Raw genomic sequence first — 17686 nt, 5'->3', positions numbered from 1 at the left:
AGGTAATTTTTTTCCATGTTGCATACGCTGCCTTTGACCTTGCATTCAGAAAACTTCTTTTTGTTGAAATGAATGATTACTTTTATACGATGAATTGAAGGGATGAAAATTCACAAAAAAATTAAAATAAATAGACATGAAATAACCATAAAGATTAATAATCTAAACCAACCGGGAATGAATAAAGGTTATTCCATGTGGCAACTGAAAAAACAATAAAAATACATACATGCAATAACCATAAAGATTAGGAATCTATACCAACCGGGAATGAGTATTGAATCTAAAAAGCTGGTTATTCCGTGTGGCAACTGAAAAAACAAATAAATATACACACATGAAATAGCCATAAGCAAAGGTGCATACCAACCGCGGATGAATAAAGGCTATTGCATGTGACCATAAAAAAAATTAAATATTAACATACATGAAATAACCATAAAGATTAATAATCTATACCAACCGGGAATGAGTATTGAATCTAAAAAATGGTAATTCCATGTGGCAACTGAAAAACAAATAAATATACACACATGAAATAGCCATAAGCCAAGTTGCATACCAACCGCGGATGAATAAAGGCTATTCCATGTGACCATAAAGAAAAATAAAAAATATACACATGAAAAATACTCCTTTTACAGAGAAACATATTGCATTGGGCGCACGAATGGCAGAATTTGCAGGGTATAATATGCCTATCAGTTACACCGGAATTAATGATGAACATTTTGCAGTAAGAAACAGTGTAGGCGTGTTTGATGTAAGCCATATGGGTGAATTTATTCTTAAAGGAGAAAATGCACTGGACCTTATTCAGCGTACCACTTCCAACGACGCCTCCAAGCTCACTGACGGGCAGGCGCAATACAGTTGCCTCCCCAACAACGAGAACGGCATTGTAGATGACCTGATTGTATACTGCATAGAAAAAGACAAAGTGTACATGCTGGTTGTAAACGCTTCTAATATTGAGAAAGACTGGAACTGGCTGCAACAATTCAATGATAAACATGTAGAGATGCACAACATCAGCGATGAGACTGCCCTGCTTGCTATACAGGGGCCTGATGCCTGTAAAATATTGCAAGGGCTTACACCTGTTGACCTGCAGCTTATGAAGTATTATACTTTTCAGAAAAGTACATTCGCCGGCGTGGATAATGTGCTGATCAGTGCAACGGGCTATACGGGTTCCGGTGGCGTGGAAATATACTTTGAAGATAAAGGCGATAATGCAGAAAAAATATGGAATGCCATTTTCGAGGCGGGCAAAGAAGCAGGCATAAAACCCTGCGGCCTCGGCGCGCGCGATACGCTTCGGCTGGAGATGGGCTACTGCCTGTACGGTAATGATATTGACGATACTACATCTACCCTGGAAGCAGGCTTGGGCTGGATAACCAAACTAAAGAAAACAACGCCTTTTACCCAGCAGGAGAAATTGATTGCCCAAAAAGAGGCAGGCATTACACGCAAGCTTATTAGCTTCGAAATGATTGACCGCGGCATACCACGCCACGGTTATAAGATCACAGATGCAGCAGGCAAAGAGATAGGCGTAGTTACCAGCGGCACACAATCTCCTACCTTGGGCAGGGCTATCGGGCTGGGCTATGTGGCTATAGATCATTCTGCTTTAGACACAGAGATTTTCATCAATATCCGCGATAAAAATATCAAAGCAAAAATTGTGAAAGCTCCGTTTGTATAGTTATACGGCCGCTCCATGAATGGAGCAGCCGCTTCTTGTGTGCGTGGGTTACCTTCAGGCGGCTAGATTTTTTTGTTTCTTTTTGCGGCAATGGCATAAAAGAATAATTTGTGTCAGGTGTGGATTTGTTTAGTGATGAGGTTATCAAGTGCCGTTGTTACGATGTGATCCTGTGATGATGCTTCAACAATTGCCTGGTCATACTTTGCGGTCTCTGCGTTAAAACTCTGCGCTCTTTGCGTGAACCTTATTTGCATTGCTGTTAAACTACAAAGGACATCTTTCGTGGCTTGGTGTCTCCAATTTGTGTCAGGTGAAAACATTAGCCACGGCATAATCTGAAATTAAAGTTTGCTTCTGAACCTTCGATGCGCTTCAGATTCTCCCATACCCTAAAAAATTATTAAGCATATAGTTGTAAATTGCACATCAAATTATCAGATATGTTCCATAAAGATTATAACTATACGGTTGCAGACAGATTCCTGCGATACGTGCAGGTAGATACGCAAAGCGATCCTCAAAGCGCTACTTTCCCTTCATCAGAAAAACAAAAAGACCTTAGCAAAATACTGGCAGAAGAATTGTTGCAAATGGGTTTAGCCGACGCTCATATGGACGAGCATGGCTACGTGTATGCTACCATTCCTTCAAATACAGACAAGCAGGCGCCTGTTATTTGTTTCTGCGCGCATGTGGATACTGCGCCTGATTGCTCCGGAACCGGCGTAAAGCCTATTGTTCACAGGAATTATAATGGAAAAGATATTGTACTGCCCGATGATGAAACGCAGGTGATCAGCATTGAAAAATATCCTTATTTAAAAGAGCAGATCGGCAATGACATCATTACTGCAAGCGGCACTACTTTGCTTGGCGCAGACGATAAAAGCGGCGTTGCCATCATCATGGATATGGCTAATTATTTACTTGCACATCCCGAAGTAAAACATGGGGATATTAAAATACTTTTTACCCCTGACGAAGAAACAGGCAGAGGTACGGAGAAAGTTGACCTTGCAAAGCTGGGCGCCGATTTCGGCTACACACTTGACGGTGGCGAACTGGGAACTTTTGAAGATGAGACTTTCAGCGCCGATGCGGCAAAGATCACGGTAAACGGCGTGATCGTTCATCCGGGATATGCCAAAGATAAGCTCATCAATGCGCTGAAGCTGGCAGGTGAAATCCTGGCTGCTTTACCTAAAGATTCCTTCAGCCCCGAAACTACCTCCGGGCGTGAGGGATTTGTACATCCCACAAGAGTTATCGGTATTGCAGAAAAAGCAACCATCGAATTTATTGTACGCGATTTTACTACAGAAAATCTTACAAAGCACGAAGAAAGGCTGAGGCAGATAGCAGCGCAGGTTGTTTCCCGATACCCGGGTACGTCTATGGAGTTTGAGGTGAAGGAGCAATACCGCAACATGAAGGAAGTGCTGGTAAACCATCCGCAGGTAGCGCAGTACGCGCAGGCCGCTTACGTGGAAGCCGGCCTCTCGCTGGTTAACGAGCCCATCCGCGGTGGTACCGATGGCAGCCGTCTGAGCTTTATGGGCTTGCCCTGCCCGAATATATTCACCGGCATGCAGGCCATACACAGCAAGCATGAGTGGGTAAGCATCAGCGATATGCAGAAGGCAGTAGAAGTGCTGGTAAGGCTGGCAAATATTTGGCAACGCTAAGCCGGATGTGGCAAAATAAGTTTTATCTTTGCACACATTCAACGATTTATTGGTTGAATAAGCGGCTCCGTAGTTTAATGGATAGAATAGGAGATTCCGGTTCTCTTGGTCGCGGTTCGATTCCGTGCGGGGCTACTAAAGGAGATTCCATATTATTGGTTATCTCCTTTTTTATTTCAATAAAAACTATTAACAAATCTTGCTAATCGCAAAATATAACTTTGACAAAATACGCTTTTTATGCCGAACTTATATGAATTAGTGCTATATTATAAAAAACGGTTTGGTAGAAACGTTAGAAAAATATATCGGTCGAATTAGCAGGGGAAAATTCATAAGCGTATTTATTAAAGATAGCCCTCATCAGAATGTTTAATAAGATCCTTCCGTCAATCGTTCAACTCTCATCACCCACAATTTTCAACAGTGGCGCTAAATGAAATATTCAACACAGCGCCAAAATTCTCTTGAAGATTTTTTTGATTAAATCACATCTTGCTCAGACTGCTTAGGTGTTGTTTTCAGCCTTTTTCACCGCACCACAATATTTTCACCTGCTTTCATGCGGATGGTAGCGATGTTAAAAGCATCAGTTGTGTAGTGTAATTTTTTGCCGGTTTTACTGAAAAGGTGTTTTCCCTGCGGCAGTAATATTTTGCAGGTACCGGGTGTTTGTGCGGTGATCGTGGCTTCCGTTACTGCATGATGTTCCCAGTAAAAATCAACGGTGAAGTTGCCCCTTGCCTTCAGGCCTTTTACCTCTCCTTTTGCCCAAGCCATGTCGCCCGGTAATGCCGGCAGCATGCGTATTACCTCGTCTTTGCCGTGGCTTTGCAAAAGCATTTCTGCTATGCCGGCAGTAGCGCCGAAATTGCCGTCGATCTGGAAGGGGGGGTGTGCGTCAAACAGGTTGGCGTAAGAGCCGCCGTTGTAATAGGAAGTAGTATCGCCGTACGCTACCGGTTGCAGCAGCCCTTTGAACATCTTTAGGGCGTGGTCGCCGTCACCGAGGCGCGCCTGGAAATTGATCTTCCACGCTTTGGACCACCCGGTGCCGCCATCGCCGCGCAAAGCCAGTGTTTTTTTGGCAGCTTTCGTAAGTTCAGGCGTGTCCCAGGGGTTTATTTCATCATAAGGGTACAAGCCAAACAAGTGCGATACATGCCTGTGTTGCGGTTCTGCGCCGAGCCAGTCGTGCAGCCATTCCTGTATGCCACTGTCAGTGGGACTCACCTGGTTGGGAGCAAGTTGCCTGGTAATGTTTTTTAGTTTGTGTGTAAATGATTTATCGATAGATAAAATTTCAGCAGCGCTGATGTTGGCTTCAAAAATATTCCTGCAAATCTGCATGTCCATAGTCGGGCCCATGCAGGTATTGCCTTTAAATCCGTCAGGCATGATGTAGGTGTTCTCCGGTGAGTTGGATGGCGCCGTTACATACCAGCCGTTTTGCTTTTCCTGGATAAGGATAGAAGACAGGAAATCTGCCGATCCCCTGATCACGGGGTAGTATTCTTTCAGGAAATTTTTGTCTTTAGTGAAGCGGTAATGATCCCACAGGTGCGTGGTAAGCCATGCGCCGCCTGTAAGAGTAGAGCCCCATTGCGCGCCTTCTCCGGGTGAAGTAAAGAACCATGGATTGCTGACTACATGCGCGGTCCAGCCATTGGCCCGGTAATAGTGATGTGCCGTTTTTCTGCCGTTGGATACCAGGTTTTTAGTGAATTGGAATAAAGGCTGGGCAAGATCGGAAAGATTGGTAACCTCTGCCGGCCAGTAATTCATTTGCAGGTTAATGTTGATGTGGTAATCACCGTTCCATGGCGTCTGGTATTCTTCTGCCCATACACCTTGCAGGTTGGCAGGCAATAAGCCCGGCCGCGAGGAGCTGATCAGCAGGTACCTGCCGAAATTAAAGTACAGGGCAGGCAATTGTATGTCGGTATTTCCTTTGTGATAACCGATCATTCTTTCCCAGGTAGACATAGTGTCTGTATGGCTTGTTGTATAAGGGAAATATATACGGCATCTGTCGAAATAGGTTTTATACTTTTTTGTTGATGCGGCTTTTGCTGTTTCAAAATTCGATTTTATTTTTTGAATATCTTTTTGTGCAGTAGCTACCACATTTTTAGCTGCATTGAGCCCGCCGTTTTTATAGTCATAATTCGTCTGCATTGCTATTACAATTACACAGGAAGAAGCATTTCTTATCTGTAAAGAAGTGTCGGTTTTGTGCATACTGCCATCATGCAAAATAGGGGCCGCAACGGTTGCGTACTGCATACCTTTATCATTGCCCGATGGTAGCTGCCCGTACATGATTAGTGCATTGCCTGCCGTGTATTTACTGATAAGATTTTCTTTCCTGGATAAGGACATGTCAAAATTTAAAGCGCCTTTTTTACCGGCGCTAAGCCTGATCCAAACAACATCATTGACATAGTCAGTAAAAACTTCTTCTTTGACCGCAATGCCGTTTCTGGTAAAAGAAGTAACGGCTGTAGCGGTTTCCATGTCCATTACACGCTGGTAATTTTTTGTAGCGCCGTTTATTTTCCAATCTATAAAAAAATCGCCCATGGTCTGGTAGCAGCCAAATTTTACATTAGCGCCATTGCCATGTCCGGTGCCTGCGCCTTTGGCTATAAAATGTTGCATCAGCAGGCTTTGAGCTTCGCGGTTCTTTTCTTCCAGCAAAAGTTGCTGTATGTTTTCCAGGTATTCATGTGCATTTTCACGGTCTCCTTCCTGCGGGCCCCCCGACCAGAGTGATATTTCGTTTAATGCCAGTCGTTCTTTTTCCGTATCACCAAACACCATCACGCCCAGCCTGCCATTGCCCAGGGGCAAGGATTCTGTAAAGTGCCTGGCAGGAGCTTTACATCTTATTTCTACATCATTTTTCTGGGCTAAAGAGGGCACGGATATTATAAATAACAATACAGACAAAAAATTTTTCATATTCCATGTTTAAAAGCCTCAAGTTAAGCAATGATGCGCTTTTTGCTGCCTTTTTTGCTTGCATTTTATCTGATTAACGTTTATCCGGAATTTTGCGTCAACGCTAAATGCTATTGCAGTGCTTGACATGCCTGGAGTTATCCGCGGAGTTGATTCCGGCAATCAGCTGTTTAGTCTTTGCAGGCAAGTGTATAGCTGGAAGGGCTACGCCTCGTTGCTCCTTCATTGGCATAAAAAAATCTGTACACTTTACTGGCTAAAAATGCCACCTGGTGTACAGATTCCATAATCAGCAATGCTTACTTCTCAATGCGCATTTTGTAGAATGAGCGCCAGGAGAATACCAGGGCTATCACCAGGAATACCAGGCCAAACCAGGGCGCTGAATTCCTGAACGATTCCGAGATGGCCATTTCCATGGCCAATAGTCCAAACAGGGTTGTGAACTTAATAATGGGGTTCAAGGATACAGATGAAGTGTCTTTAAACGGATCGCCAACCGTATCTCCAACCACCGTAGCATCGTGCAGCGGCGTGCCTTTGGCTTTCAGATCTACCTCTACAACTTTTTTGGCATTATCCCACGCACCGCCTGCATTGGCCATAAAGATCGCCTGGAACAAACCGAATACAGCTATACCTATAAGATAGCTTACAAACAAGGCTACTGCATCGTTTCCGCCGATGCCGGCAGGTGAAGAAATGCAGGCAAATGCCAGCGCAAAGAAGAATATGGCTATGAAAATATTGAACATACCATTCTGTGCATACTGTGTACATATTTTTACCACTTCCACAGACGCCTTAGGATCTGCCTTCTTGGGAGCGTTGGGATCTAAGTTAATGTGGCGTTTAATATACTCTACAGCCCTGTAAGCGCCGGTAGTAACCGCTTGTGTAGATGCGCCGGTGAACCAGTAAATAACAGATCCGCCCAGCAGGAAGCCGAGTATGGTGTATGGGTTCAGTACATTTAAAATAGTTTCAGGATCAACGCCGAGTGTTTTTTCAATCATCAATATCAGTGAAAAGATCATGGTGGTCGCGCCTACCACTGCAGTGCCTATCAGCACCGGTTTGGCTGTGGCTTTGAATGTGTTACCAGCGCCATCATTAGCTTCCAGGTAATATTTTGATTTTTCCCAATCCGGCCTGAAACCGAAATCTCTTTGTATCTCTTCATCAATGCCGGGCTGCTCTTCTATCAGCGATAATTCATACACCGACTGTGCATTGTCTGTAACAGGGCCGTAGCTGTCCACTGCAATCGTTACGGGGCCCATGCCCAACATGCCGAAAGCTATGAGCCCGAAAGCAAATACGGAAGGATAGATCATAATATCTGCAAGCCCCAGGGTGCTGGTGTAGTAGCCCGCAAACATCAGCACAAAAAATACCAGTCCTTTCCAGAATGCGCTGAAATTGCCGGCAACAAATCCTGAAAGTATCACAAGCGATGCACCGCCTTCTTGGCCTGCATTTACGATCTCACGAACATGCGATGATTTGGGTGAAGTAAATATTTTGGTGAATTCCGGTATCAGCGCTGCACCTAAAGTACCACAACTAATGATCACGGACAGTATCCACCACATATCGGAATTTCCGTTTACATTGGGCAGCATCAGGTAGCTCACAATAAAGGTAACAATAATAGAAAGTATAGACGTGATCCACACAAGATGTGTGAGCGGCGCTTCAAAATCCAAGTCTTCTTTGTTGCTGTACATGGCATTGCTGATGGCTTTGTTGATCCAGAATGCAACCACAGATGTTATCACCATCAATATGCGCATTACAAAAATCCAGGCTAACAGTAATGTCTGCATTTCGGGGCCTGAAGTGATGGCCAGCAAAATAAAAGAGATCAGCGCCACGCCTGTAACGCCGTAGGTTTCAAACCCATCCGCCGTAGGGCCAACGCTGTCTCCTGCATTGTCGCCGGTACAGTCTGCAATCACGCCCGGGTTGCGGGGATCATCTTCACCGATCTTGAATACAACTTTCATAAGGTCTGAGCCGATATCTGCAATCTTTGTAAAAATGCCGCCTGCAATACGCAGGGCAGATGCTCCCAGCGATTCACCTATGGCAAAGCCTATAAAACAGGCGCCTGCCAGCTCTCCGGGCATCAGCAGCAGGATGATCAGCATCAGCATTAACTCTACGCATATCAGCAATACGCCAATGCTCATGCCGGCATTTAACGGGATGTTCAAAAGATCAAGCGGCTTCCTTTTCAATGAAGCAAACGCCATGCGGGAGTTGGCAAGTGTATTCATGCGGATGCCGAATGCAGCCACAGCATAAGAACCAAGTATGCCAACCACAGTCCACGTAAGTATCAGCAGTACGCCCCCGGTACCGAATAAATTATTGCCCGCTTCATCTTTAGCCAGGAAGCCGTAATAAGCAGCTACCGCAGCCCCGATGAAAACAAATAATATAGCCAGGAACCTGCCCTGCTGTTTTAAATAAGCTTTACAGGTTTTATAAATCACATCGCCTATTTCCAGCATGGATTTATGTGCAGGCAGCTTGCGCACACGGGTATACTGATACAAGCCAAACAGCATGCCCAGCAGCGTTACGGCAAATCCGTAATAAAGTTCTGTATGTTGTTTGATGGATTCCGGTACTTTAAGATCTGCTTCGCTGGCAAATACCGGTATGGAGCCGAGAAAGGCGAGTGTGGATAGAGCTACTTTTTTCATCAGTGTATAGTTTTAAATGTTACCGAAACAAAAAAGACAGAATAAATTTAATCCATTTACAAATGATAAAAAAATTTATTCTGTCTTCCGGTAACCAATACAGCCTAACGTGCGCCCGGCGGGCAATGCTCGCGCAGGAATTTGGTGAACAGGTTGCTTAAATGTTTGCCCGTGCCTTCGCCTTCTGAAATACTGTGTGAACGGTTGGGGTACACCATTAAATTAAAGAGCTTATTATGCCGTATCAGTTCATTGATCAGCATTTCCGCATTCTGATAATGCACGTTGTCGTCGCCCGTACCATGTACCAGCAAAAGGTTTCCTTTCAGCCCGGCAGCGTGTGTGATGGCAGACGCCTGCTTGTAAGCTGCGGCATTTTCCTGTGGCAGGCCCATGTATCTTTCTTCATAAATATTGTCGTAGGTAAGCCGGTTCGCTACTGCCGCGATCGCAATGCCTGTTTTATAAATCTCCGGATATTGAAACAGTAAATTTAAAGTGGTGGAACCGCCACCGCTCCAGCCCCACACAGCTATGCGGCTGGTGTCTACAAATCTCCATTTCATAATTTCTCTGGCAGCATCTGCCTGGTCATGGATATTCAGGATGCCTACTTTTTCATAAATAGATTTTCTCCATGCAGCGCCTTTCGGTGCGGGTGTGCCGCGGCTGTCTACGCTGATGTAGATGTAACCATCACCCGAAAAATCACCATTGTATAAGTTCGGCCTGCCGCTGCCAAACTTATCTTTTACAGTGGCGCCGCCGGGTTCGGTGTACACATAAAATAATACCGGGTATTTTTTTGTAGAGTCAAAGTTCTTAGGCAGCAGCACAGAAGCATCCATAGTGGCGCCTTTGACTGTTTTGATCTGCACCATGTTTACCCTGGGGATATCCGCGGGGAGCGCATTCTGATTGGCTTTGTCGCCAATGGTTGTGTGGCCTGGCAGTGTTACCCATTCGCGTACGGGATATGTATTTACATTCGAAAATGTATGCCGTGCAAACTTGCCGTCAGGTGAAAGATCATAATCGTGGGTGCCTTTCTCTGTTGCCGGGGAAAGTTTTTCGGGTGCGCTGCTGCCGTCAAGCCTGGTTCTGTATAAATATTGTTGCGTAGCATTTTCGGGAGAAGCCAGGAAGTACACATAACCTTCCTGTTCGTTTACTGCCAGAAGATCTATGACATCATACGCGCCTTTGGTTATCAGTTTTTCATTGCCGGCAAGGTCTATCCTGTATAAATGTTGCCAGCCGTCTTTTTCCGTCATCCATAGAAAAGCTTTGTTGTTTTCAATCCAGTCCCAGCCTACGGGGCTGTCGTGCCACCTGGATTTTATGTCTATCCATGCGTTGTTTTTTTCCTTGTAAAATGCTTTGGCCACGCCGTTGGCAGCGTTTACCGTGTATAGAGTGCTTTGGTTTTGTTTGCGGTTAAGTTGTTGCACCACAATGGCGTTGTTGTCTGCCCATTCCATTCTTGGCAGGTAATTATTGTCGCTCTCGCCCGGTATGCTCATCCATTTTTTATTTTTAGAAGCTACATCCACTATGCCGATCTTTGCCGGAGATGGCTTGTAGCCTACTTTCGGGTATTCTACAGGCACATTGTAAGCATATATGGAATCTGTATTATTGATCATTAAAAAGTTCCTGATCTTACGTGCATCAATATTCCAGAAAGCAATCTTTTTACTGTCGGGCGACCATCGAAAACCGTCGCGCGTGCTGAACTCTTCTTCGTATACCCAGTCAAACGTGCCGTTGATGATCCTGTCTGTGCCGTCAGTTGTAAGTTGTGTGATCTTATGTGTAGTAAGATCTTCTGCATAAATATTGTGCCTGCTTACGTAGGCTGCTTTTTTTCCATCAGGAGATAATTTGGCAAACATCAGCGATGATTCGGGAAGGCCTTTCCCAAGCTGGCGCAATGTATGGTTCGATAAATCCAGTACCCAGTAATCTCCGCGTGTGTCGTAGCGCCATACCCGTTTTGAGTTGGTATATACAAGCAGTTTACGCTTGTCATCGCTGAGGAAAAAATTGCGTATGGTAACCGGCTCTTTGGCGCCCTTGGGAGTAAGCTGCGCTGCGGAAGCCAGTGTTTGCGTAGTTCTTCCGGGAAGCGTTATTTCTACAATGCCTTTATCTGCAATGGTATAATAGCTGTTACCGTTTTTGCTCCAGGCTATGCCGCGCGGGGGTTGTGCAGACAGGCTGATAAACAGCAGGCAGGAAGCAAAAACCAACTGAATTTTTAAAAATTTCATAGTGAGATGTATTTTATAAGACAGGATGTAAAGTAAAAAATATTTGTGAAATGCGCACTATGCATGGATAAAATCTATCTATACTGCCAGTATATTTTTATAAATAAAATTAATGCAGCAGAAATCTTATGGAGTACGCAATCCATTGTACCGGTTGCCGGCATGCACATGGATGGAGCAATCACTGAAAGCCAGTAGTATAGCCCGGCAGGAAGATATCAGGCAGGTTTACAAAGGCTGATCTACCTGTATTTCACGTTTGTCTTCAAACTCTTCAGACATGCTGTCGAGTACACGGCCGTTCTCTGTTTTCAGGATGCGGGAAGGGTACCTGTTGATCACGATAAAATCGTGCGTAGCCATCAGGATAGATGTCTTGGTCTCGTAGCTGATCAGGCGCAGCAGTTGCATAATGTCGTCGCTGGTTTCCGGGTCCAGGTTGCCGGTAGGCTCATCAGCCAGTATAAGCTTCGGCGAGTTGATCAGGGCGCGTGCAATGTCGAGCCGCTGCTGTTCGCCGCCACTCATTTCAAAAGGCATCTTGAATTCTTTATGAGAAAGGCCTACTTTTTCCAGCACTTCTTTGATCTTTTCATCCATCAGCTTCTTGTCTTTCCAGCCGGTGGCACGCATTACAAACTTAAGGTTTTCAGATACGTTCCTGTCTGTAAGTAAGTTGAAAGACTGGAACACAATGCCGATGTCTCTTCGTAGAAAAGGGACTGTTTTCCAGGTCATGCCTTTTATGTCATGGCCCACAACCGTTGCTGTGCCTTCTTTCAAGGGCAGTTCGCCATACAATGTTTTCAGCAGGCTGCTCTTTCCGGTACCCGTTTTTCCCACGAGGTAAACAAACTCTTCAGGGCCTATCTCAAAATTTACATCCTGGAGAATAAGATTATTTCCCTGGTAAATATTGGCATTTTTTACGGATACTATAGATTCAGACATGCGATAAAGGTTGTTTGATGATAGCCCGCAAGATAATAAAATACACTAAAATGTTATGTGAAATTCTTTGCACTCCAACGTCAATTTTTTTTAAGTGCGTTAATGTTCAAGTAATTTATTTTTCAATCTTATCGGCGCCAAAGTAAGGCTGCAATACTTCCGGCACTCTGATGCTACCTGCCTGTTGATTGTTTTCCAAAATAGCTGCGATGATGCGCGGCAATGCCATTGAGCTGCCGTTGAGCGTATGTACCAGTTGCGTTTTGCCTTCGTTGTTTTTAAAACGGCACTTCAGGCGGTTAGCCTGGTAATTGTGGAAATTGCTTACACTGCTCACTTCCAGCCAGCGCCCCTGAGCAGCGCTATATACTTCAAAGTCGTAAGTGATGTGGCTGGTAAAGCTCATGTCTCCGCCGCAAAGCAACAGTATGCGGTAGGGCAGTTCCAGTGATTGCAATAAACTCTCCACATGCGCCACCATATCATCCAGCGCCTGGTTGCTGGCATCCGGATGAGTTATCTGTACGATCTCTACTTTTTCAAATTGGTGCACCCTGTTGAGCCCGCGTACATCTTTACCAAAGCTTCCGGCCTCCCTTCTGAAACACGGCGAGTGGGCGGTCATCTTCAGAGGAAGCTTTTCTTCTTTTAATATTTCATCGCGGTAAATATTAGTTACGGGTACTTCGGAGGTGGGTATCAGGTATAAGTTGTCCTCGGTTACATGATACATCTGGCCTTCTTTATCAGGAAGTTGCCCGGTGGCATAAGCAGATGCTTCATTGACCATAAATGGCGGGTTGTATTCTGTGTAGCCCGCAGCAGTATTGAAGTCCAGGAAATACTGCACCAGCGAGCGTTGCAGCTTTGCACCCTTGCCTTTGAATAGCGGAAAGCCGCTGCCGGTAATCTTTGCTCCGGTTTCGAAATCAACAATATCGTAGGTTTTTATCAGCTCCCAATGCGGCACGGCGCCTTCATATAGTTCCGGTATGTTGCCGCCTTCTTTTACTACCACATTGTCTTCCGCGTTGTTGCCTGCGGGAACTTTATCGTGCGGCAGGTTGGGCAGTTGCACCAGCATCCGGTAAAGGTTTTCTTCTGCTTCCGCCATCTTTTGTTTCAGGGGTTCAAGTGTAGGCTTCAATGCAGATACTTCAGCTTTGGCAGCTTCTGCTTCTTGTTTTTTGCCCTGTGCCATCAGTTGCCCGATAGACTTTGATATGCTGTTTATTTTAGATTGATTGTTATCAAAATCTGTTTGAATTTTTTTCCTTTCATCATCCAAAGCTATGATCTCGTCGATCAGCGCCATGTTCTTAAAATTTTTTACTGCAAGTTTTTCTCTTACCTTACCTGCATCCTGCCTGAGTGCACTTACCTGTAACATGTTTATCTTAAAATTTAAGCGAATATACTTGGAATTTTTATAATGCTATATTTAATGAATTCTAAGATTTGGTTTTAATATGTAGATTTTATTTAATAAAACAAAAGAGTGTTAGTAAAAACTCATATATTTTTGCTACCTATTAAATATTAGTTATGGAAAATATCATCAAAAAATTTTTGCAGACAGTTACAGCAAACAACCCGGGAGAAACAGAATTTTTACAGGCAGTGACGGAAGTGGCAGAATCTATTATTCCTTTTATCAGGGCAAATGACAAGTACAGGGATAAGCAATTGCTGGACAGGATTGTAGAACCTGAGCGTGTGATCATTTTTCGTGTTCCATGGGTAGATGATAATAATATAATACAGGTAAACAGGGGTTATCGTGTGCAGATGAATTCTGCCATCGGGCCTTACAAAGGCGGATTGCGTTTTCACCCGACCGTAAACCTGAGCATTTTAAAATTCCTGGCCTTTGAACAGACTTTTAAGAACAGCCTCACAACGTTGCCTATGGGCGGAGGCAAGGGTGGCGCTAACTTTGACCCCAAAGGAAAATCAGATGGTGAAGTGATGCGCTTTTGCCAAAGTTTTATGTCAGAACTTTTCCGCTATATTGGTGAAGATACAGATGTACCTGCCGGTGACATTGGCGTAGGCGAGCGCGAGGTTGGCTACCTGTTTGGCATGTATAAAAAACTGACCAATAAATTTACCGGCGTACTTACCGGCAAGGGCATGAGCTATGGCGGATCTTTCATTCGCCCCGAAGCTACAGGCTATGGCCTGATCTATTTCGTTGAAAATATGCTGGCAGCAAAATATGAGTCTGTATCCGGGAAAACCATTGTGATATCGGGTTCGGGCAACGTATCGCAATATGCGGCGCAGAAAGCAACCGCACTCGGCGGGAAGGTAGTAACACTGTCAGATTCAGAAGGTTTTATTTATGATAAAGATGGCATTGATGAAGAGAAGCTCAACTGGGTAATGCAGCTGAAGAATGTACGCCGCGGCCGCATCAGCGAGTATGCAGACCATTTTAAGTCGGCTAAATTTTACAAGGATAAGAAGCCCTGGAGTGTTGAGTGCGACATTGCGCTGCCCTGTGCCACACAAAACGAGATACTGGTAGGAGATGCGCAGGCATTGGTGAAGAGCAAAGTAATGTGCGTAGCCGAAGGCGCTAACATGCCATCCACACTGGAAGCTATCAATACTTTCCAGAAACATAAAATATTGTATGCACCGGGTAAAGCATCTAACGCGGGCGGTGTGGCCACTTCAGGTTTAGAGATGTCGCAAAACTCTTTGCGTTACAAATGGACGCATGAGAAGGTAGACCGCAAGCTGCACGAGATCATGAACAATGTGCATGCAGAATGCATTTTGTATGGCGCTAATGAAAGCAAAGACTATGTTGATTATGTAAAAGGCGCCAACATAGCAGGTTTTGTGAAAGTTGCCGATGCTATGCTTGCGCAGGGAGTGGTATAGTTGTTCAAAGCTTAAAGCACTATACGATATTTTATTATTTAATAGTATTCTTTTTCTATCTTTGCCCGCAAGTTTTTCTGATTGATGATAAAAAAATTATTTGATAGAAGGGCAGGAGAGGACGATAATGAAATGTCGTTTATAGATCACCTTGAGGCATTGCGCTGGCATGTGATACGTTCTTTGATCGTAGTAATTATTCTGGCGGTTGTAATCTTCATCAATATTCAATGGTTTTTCGATTATGTAATCGCAGGGCCTATCAACAAAAACTTTGTAAGCTACCGCATGCTGTGCAAACTCGCGGAAGTAACGCACATCAGCGCTTTGTGTGTAGAACCGGTAACGGTGCCTATGCAAACCACAACCTATGCAGGCCAGTTCCTCGGAAGTTTTTCTATAGCTTTTATCGGCGCTTTTGTGGTTGCCTTTCCTTATGTTTTCTGGGAGTTCTGGCGTTTTGTAAAGCCTGCGTTGAACGAGAAAGAACTGAAAAGCTCCGGCTTTGCCATATTCTGGGTTTCTTTCTTTTTCTTTACCGGCGCCGCCTTCGGCTACTTTATTTTAGGGCCGTTCGTATTCAGTTTTCTTGCAAACTTCCAGATCAGCGGGCAGGAGATGATGAAAACCATTCCTACGCTCAATGACTATATTGACAATCTTACCAACATTGTATTGGGCTGTGGCATTGCCTTTGAGCTTCCTGTGCTGGCTTATGTACTCACCAGGGTAGGCCTTGTTACCCCGGGTTTTTTAAAAAGATCCCGGAAGTATGCCATTGTGATCATACTTATACTTGCTGCTTTTATTACTCCAAGCCCTGATATGATCAGCCAGTTGATCGTGTTTATTCCCTTAATGTCTTTGTACGAGTTTGGTATAATCGTATCTAAACGCGTGTACAAAAAACTGGAAGAGGAAGACAGGCAGTGGAGCTGATTTTTTTCAGCCGTGATATAAACATATTAATCATCATGCTGCGAGCATGTATTAAAACCAAGTTATTTGTTTAGGCAGATGCAGGTTATCAGCCAAAATCATTTATTTTTGACTAAATAAAACCAAAGACACGATGACTCTTTTAAAAGATAAAGTGGCTGTGATCACCGGTGCAGCCCGTGGTATAGGCGAAGCGATTGCTATAAAGTTTGCTGAGCAGGGAGCCAATATTGCATTTACATACGTGAGCGACAGCAGTAGGGAAAAGGCAGAAGCCTTAGAAAAGAAGTTGGCCGAAATGGGTGTAAAAGCTAAGTCTTACCAAAGCAACGCTGCCGATTATACATCTGCAGAAACCTTTGTGAATGATGTGTTGAAAGAGTTTGGCAAAATAGATATTTGTGTAAACAATGCAGGAATCAGTAAAGACAACCTGCTTATGCGGATGAGTTCAGAGCAATGGAATGATGTGATCAACACCAACCTTACCGGTGTTTTTAATATTACTAAACAGGTAATCCGTCCTATGATGAAAGCTAAAAGCGGCAGCATCATCAACATGAGTTCTATTATCGGCATCATCGGGAATGCCGGCCAGGCCAGCTATGCAGCTTCTAAAGCAGGCATCATTGGCTTTACAAAGTCTGTAGCCAAGGAACTGGGCAGCCGCAATATCCGCTGCAACGCCATTGCACCGGGTTTTGTAGAAACAGATATGACGCAGTATCTTAAAGAAGGCAACGCCAGTGAAGCGTATATGAAAAGCATACCCCTCGGGCGATTTGGCAAGGGCGAAGATATTGCGAACGCCGCGCTATACCTGGCTTCTGACATGAGCGCCTATGTAACCGGACAAACTATAAGCATTTGCGGAGGATTAAATATTTAATATGAACGATATCGATAAAATACTACAGTCCAACAAAGACTGGGCAAAATATGTGAGCGAAGAAGAGCCGGATTTTTTCCCTACGCTTGCAAAATTACAGTCTCCAAAGTTTCTGTGGATAGGCTGCAGCGACAGCCGGGTGCCTGCAGACCAGATCACCAATACAAAGCCCGGAGAAATATTTGTACACAGGAACATAGCCAACCTGGTGATTCACACCGATGTGAATTTGCTAAGCGTGCTGGACTATGCAGTCAGGCAGTTAAAAGTAGAGCATGTGATTGTGTGCGGCCACTACGGTTGCGGCGGTGTGAATGCAGCCATGTCAAACAACAACTTTGATATTGTATTGAACATGTGGTTGCGCAATATCAAAGATGTGTACAGGATGCACAGCGATGAACTTGATAAAATTGATGATGATAAACAGCGTTCAGACCGGCTGGTAGAACTCAATGTGGTAGAACAGGTAAAACACCTGGCCAAGACATCAATTATACAACGTGCGTGGAAACATCACCAGATGCCGCAACTGCATGGTTGGGTTTATGGCCTGGACAATGGACTGATTAAGACTATTTACCAGATGAATCACGATTCTGAGATTGATGGCCTGTATGTTTACACCGATCTGTAATCCGTAAGATCTATGGCAACAAGTC

Annotated in this window: 12 protein-coding genes and 1 tRNA gene; 8 read left to right on the top strand and 5 right to left on the bottom strand. The window is 44.4% G+C overall.

Annotation, left to right across the window (positions count from 1 at the left end; genetic code table 11):
• The first annotated feature begins 622 nt into the window (after positions 1-622).
• The 3 genes from gcvT to OD355_RS01400 all read left to right on the top strand — a co-directional run bounded on the left by gcvT (position 623) and on the right by OD355_RS01400 (position 3537).
• Positions 623-1714, top strand: coding sequence for a glycine cleavage system aminomethyltransferase GcvT (gene gcvT, locus OD355_RS01410; RefSeq protein WP_263036655.1), 1092 nt, complete (start codon positions 623-625; stop codon positions 1712-1714).
• Between the two features lie 443 nt (positions 1715-2157).
• Positions 2158-3402: a peptidase T gene (gene pepT, locus OD355_RS01405; RefSeq protein WP_263036654.1), complete on the top strand. Its 1245-nt coding sequence runs from the start codon at positions 2158-2160 to the stop codon at positions 3400-3402.
• Between the two features lie 63 nt (positions 3403-3465).
• Positions 3466-3537: transfer RNA gene (locus OD355_RS01400), tRNA-Arg, on the top strand.
• Positions 3538-3933: 396 nt separating this feature from the next.
• On the opposite strand, the gene OD355_RS01395 is transcribed toward OD355_RS01400, so the two are convergent.
• The 3 genes from OD355_RS01395 to OD355_RS01385 all read right to left on the bottom strand — a co-directional run bounded on the left by OD355_RS01395 (position 3934) and on the right by OD355_RS01385 (position 11353).
• A complete protein-coding gene (locus tag OD355_RS01395; RefSeq protein WP_263036653.1) occupies positions 3934-6366 on the bottom strand; it encodes a glycoside hydrolase family 95 protein in 2433 nt (810 codons plus the stop codon).
• A gap of 299 nt (positions 6367-6665) precedes the next feature.
• Positions 6666-9080: a sodium-translocating pyrophosphatase gene (locus OD355_RS01390; protein ID WP_263036652.1), complete on the bottom strand. Its 2415-nt coding sequence runs from the start codon at positions 9078-9080 to the stop codon at positions 6666-6668.
• Positions 9081-9184: 104 nt separating this feature from the next.
• Complete coding sequence (locus tag OD355_RS01385; RefSeq protein ID WP_263036651.1) at positions 9185-11353, bottom strand: S9 family peptidase; 2169 nt, start codon at positions 11351-11353, stop codon at positions 9185-9187.
• Between the two features lie 112 nt (positions 11354-11465).
• Between OD355_RS01385 and OD355_RS01380 the strand changes: the two genes are divergently transcribed.
• Positions 11466-11594: a hypothetical protein gene (locus OD355_RS01380; protein ID WP_263036650.1), complete on the top strand. Its 129-nt coding sequence runs from the start codon at positions 11466-11468 to the stop codon at positions 11592-11594.
• Here OD355_RS01380 and OD355_RS01375 read toward each other — a convergent pair.
• Together OD355_RS01375 and serS are read right to left on the bottom strand one after the other, a co-directional pair.
• Entirely contained in the window at positions 11582-12304 is a 723-nt protein-coding gene (locus OD355_RS01375; RefSeq protein WP_263036649.1) for a cell division ATP-binding protein FtsE, read from the bottom strand. The genes OD355_RS01380 and OD355_RS01375 overlap by 13 nt on opposite strands.
• Before the next feature lie 115 nt (positions 12305-12419).
• Positions 12420-13694, bottom strand: coding sequence for a serine--tRNA ligase (gene serS / locus OD355_RS01370; RefSeq protein WP_263036648.1), 1275 nt, complete (start codon positions 13692-13694; stop codon positions 12420-12422).
• 155 nt (positions 13695-13849) lie between these two features.
• Between serS and gdhA the strand changes: the two genes are divergently transcribed.
• The 4 genes from gdhA to can all read left to right on the top strand — a co-directional run bounded on the left by gdhA (position 13850) and on the right by can (position 17661).
• Positions 13850-15196, top strand: coding sequence for an NADP-specific glutamate dehydrogenase (gene gdhA, locus OD355_RS01365; protein ID WP_263036647.1), 1347 nt, complete (start codon positions 13850-13852; stop codon positions 15194-15196).
• 84 nt (positions 15197-15280) lie between these two features.
• Complete coding sequence (gene tatC, locus OD355_RS01360; RefSeq protein WP_263036646.1) at positions 15281-16135, top strand: twin-arginine translocase subunit TatC; 855 nt, start codon at positions 15281-15283, stop codon at positions 16133-16135.
• A 133-nt stretch (positions 16136-16268) separates the two neighbouring features.
• The gene (fabG, locus tag OD355_RS01355; protein WP_263036645.1) at positions 16269-17024 is read left to right on the top strand and encodes a 3-oxoacyl-[acyl-carrier-protein] reductase; all 756 of its coding nucleotides are present in this window, start codon (positions 16269-16271) and stop codon (positions 17022-17024) included.
• Position 17025: 1 nt separating this feature from the next.
• Positions 17026-17661 carry a carbonate dehydratase gene (gene can / locus OD355_RS01350; RefSeq protein ID WP_263036644.1) on the top strand — a complete coding sequence of 212 codons (636 nt, stop codon included), beginning with the start codon at positions 17026-17028 and terminating at the stop codon, positions 17659-17661.
• Positions 17662-17686: the final 25 nt, after the last annotated feature.

The sequence above is a fragment of the Haoranjiania flava genome, assembly GCF_025631005.1.
In the GTDB taxonomy this organism is placed as follows: Bacteria; Bacteroidota; Bacteroidia; order Chitinophagales; family Chitinophagaceae; genus Haoranjiania; species Haoranjiania flava.
This window is presented reverse-complemented; position numbering and strand designations above follow the sequence as displayed.

Excerpts from the sequence above, each read along its gene's own strand:
- tatC (WP_263036646.1), top strand. The coding sequence starts at position 15,281 with ATGATAAAAAAATTATTTGATAGAAGGGCAGGAGAGGACGATAATGAA.
- gcvT (WP_263036655.1), top strand. The coding sequence starts at position 623 with ATGAAAAATACTCCTTTTACAGAGAAACATATTGCATTGGGCGCACGA.
- OD355_RS01395 (WP_263036653.1), bottom strand. The coding sequence starts at position 6,366 with ATGAAAAATTTTTTGTCTGTATTGTTATTTATAATATCCGTGCCCTCT.
- OD355_RS01380 (WP_263036650.1), top strand. The coding sequence starts at position 11,466 with ATGCAGCAGAAATCTTATGGAGTACGCAATCCATTGTACCGGTTGCCG.
- OD355_RS01390 (WP_263036652.1), bottom strand. The coding sequence starts at position 9,080 with ATGAAAAAAGTAGCTCTATCCACACTCGCCTTTCTCGGCTCCATACCG.
- gdhA (WP_263036647.1), top strand. The coding sequence starts at position 13,850 with ATGGAAAATATCATCAAAAAATTTTTGCAGACAGTTACAGCAAACAAC.
- OD355_RS01375 (WP_263036649.1), bottom strand. The coding sequence starts at position 12,304 with ATGTCTGAATCTATAGTATCCGTAAAAAATGCCAATATTTACCAGGGA.
- pepT (WP_263036654.1), top strand. The coding sequence starts at position 2,158 with ATGTTCCATAAAGATTATAACTATACGGTTGCAGACAGATTCCTGCGA.
- OD355_RS01385 (WP_263036651.1), bottom strand. The coding sequence starts at position 11,353 with ATGAAATTTTTAAAAATTCAGTTGGTTTTTGCTTCCTGCCTGCTGTTT.
- fabG (WP_263036645.1), top strand. The coding sequence starts at position 16,269 with ATGACTCTTTTAAAAGATAAAGTGGCTGTGATCACCGGTGCAGCCCGT.
- serS (WP_263036648.1), bottom strand. The coding sequence starts at position 13,694 with ATGTTACAGGTAAGTGCACTCAGGCAGGATGCAGGTAAGGTAAGAGAA.
- can (WP_263036644.1), top strand. The coding sequence starts at position 17,026 with ATGAACGATATCGATAAAATACTACAGTCCAACAAAGACTGGGCAAAA.